The organism is Mesorhizobium sp. M2A.F.Ca.ET.037.01.1.1 (assembly GCF_003998075.1).
Classification (GTDB): Bacteria; Pseudomonadota; Alphaproteobacteria; order Rhizobiales; family Rhizobiaceae; genus Mesorhizobium.
The window spans coordinates 1-1,377 of the sequence record NZ_RZSA01001342.1 but is presented as its reverse complement, the minus strand read 5'-3'; the positions used below and the strand labels follow the sequence as shown (position 1 = coordinate 1,377).

Sequence of the window (1,377 nt, the reverse complement as noted above, 5' to 3'; positions counted from 1 at the left end):
ACAGCTGCTGATGCGCAAGCCGGCGGTCAAGGAGGTGAACGCATGATGCCGTTTCCCGGCGGCATCGAGGCCAACGCCAACGCGACGCTTCTGTTCTCGTTCGTCGCGGCCGTGATCTACGCCTTTGCGCTCGACATGCCGGCGAAATGGACGCGCACGGCGGCAAAGACGCTTGCAGTCGCCTTGCTGGCCGTGCTTGCCGTCATGCAGGGCGGTCCGCTGCTGCTCGTCGCAGCGCTGGGCTTGAGCGCCATCGGCGACGCCTTCCTGTCGCGCGACGGCGAAAAGGCCTTCCTCGGCGGGCTGGCGAGCTTCCTCGCCGGCCATGTCGCCTATGTCGCGCTGTTCTCGCAGGCGGGTGGCGGGCTCCGACTGTTGAGCGCCGAATCCTGGCGGGGCGCGATCGCGCTCGCCATGGCCGCATTCAGCATCGTCATGCTTGCAGCGCTCTGGCGCCGCGTCGGCCCGCAACTGCGCATCCCGATCGCCGTCTATGTCGCGGCGATCCTCGCCATGGGCATTTCGGCGCTCACCACCGGCAGCGCATGGGTCATCGCCGGCGCGGTGCTGTTCATCGCTTCGGACGGGTTGCTGGCGACCGAGCGCTTCCTGCTCGCGGCGATCTCGCCGCAGCGCCTGTGGATGCGCTACGCGGTCTGGGTGCTTTATTACGCCGCCCAGCTGGCGATCACGCTGGGGTTTCTGCTGGCCTAGACCGGCCGCCAGCCGGGCTCAGCCAGCTCGAAAGCGGCGAAATCGAAGCCCGGCGCCACGGTGCAGCCGACCAGCGTCCATTCACCTAAGCTGCGCGCCGACTGCCACCAGCCGGCCGGTACGACGACCTGCGGCCGCTCGCCCGCGGCAAGGGCCGTGCCAAGCACCTGCTCGATGACCACGCCTGCGCCCTCCTCATGCATCGACAGCTCCAGCGGCGCGCCGGCATAAAAATGCCAGACCTCGGCCGCGTCCTTCACCCGATGCCATGCTGAAAGCTGGCCTTGCTCGAGGAGGAAGTAGATCGCGGTGGAATGACCGCGTGGGCCGCCTGCGGCGTCGCGAAACGTCTCGGCAAACCAGCCGCCCTCGGGATGCGGCTCAAGGCCTAGCGTTGCGATGATCTCGGCGGCGCTGGTCATTGGCGGTCTTTGGTTCGACGCATGTCGCTTTATGCGGTGGAGTTAGAAATTATCTTTGCGCTTGCGGATCTCGGCAAACACCTCGGCGTCGCCGGCTTTCTCCATGCCGAGATGCTTGCGGATCGCCGGGTCGTGCCAGCGCAGGAACGGGTTGGTCGACAGTTCCTCGCCGATGGTCGTCGGCAGCGTCGGCTTGTTGTCGGCGCGCAGCGCCTCGATCCTTGCCGCGCGCTGCCTCAGC

The 1,377-nt window shown here is 67.2% G+C and carries 3 protein-coding genes; 1 reads left to right on the top strand and 2 read right to left on the bottom strand.

What is annotated here, in order from left to right:
* Positions 1-42: 42 nt before the first annotated feature.
* The gene (locus EOA27_RS36570) at positions 43-714 is read left to right on the top strand and encodes a lysoplasmalogenase family protein (RefSeq protein WP_126081004.1); all 672 of its coding nucleotides are present in this window, start codon (positions 43-45) and stop codon (positions 712-714) included.
* Here the strand turns inward: EOA27_RS36570 and EOA27_RS36565 are convergent.
* Together EOA27_RS36565 and EOA27_RS36560 are read right to left on the bottom strand one after the other, a co-directional pair.
* Positions 711-1,136, bottom strand: a complete 426-nt coding sequence (locus tag EOA27_RS36565; protein WP_126081005.1) for a cupin domain-containing protein — start codon at positions 1,134-1,136, stop codon at positions 711-713. The genes EOA27_RS36570 and EOA27_RS36565 overlap by 4 nt on opposite strands.
* 42 nt (positions 1,137-1,178) lie before the next feature.
* On the bottom strand, positions 1,179-1,377 hold a 199-nt coding region (locus tag EOA27_RS36560), incomplete at its 5' end, for a hydroxyacylglutathione hydrolase C-terminal domain-containing protein (RefSeq protein WP_281059520.1).

What these genes read in the sequence shown, in the direction of transcription:
- EOA27_RS36570 (WP_126081004.1), top strand. Translation starts at nt 43, where the DNA reads ATGATGCCGTTTCCCGGCGGCATCGAGGCCAACGCCAACGCGACGCTT.
- EOA27_RS36565 (WP_126081005.1), bottom strand. Translation starts at nt 1,136, where the DNA reads ATGACCAGCGCCGCCGAGATCATCGCAACGCTAGGCCTTGAGCCGCAT.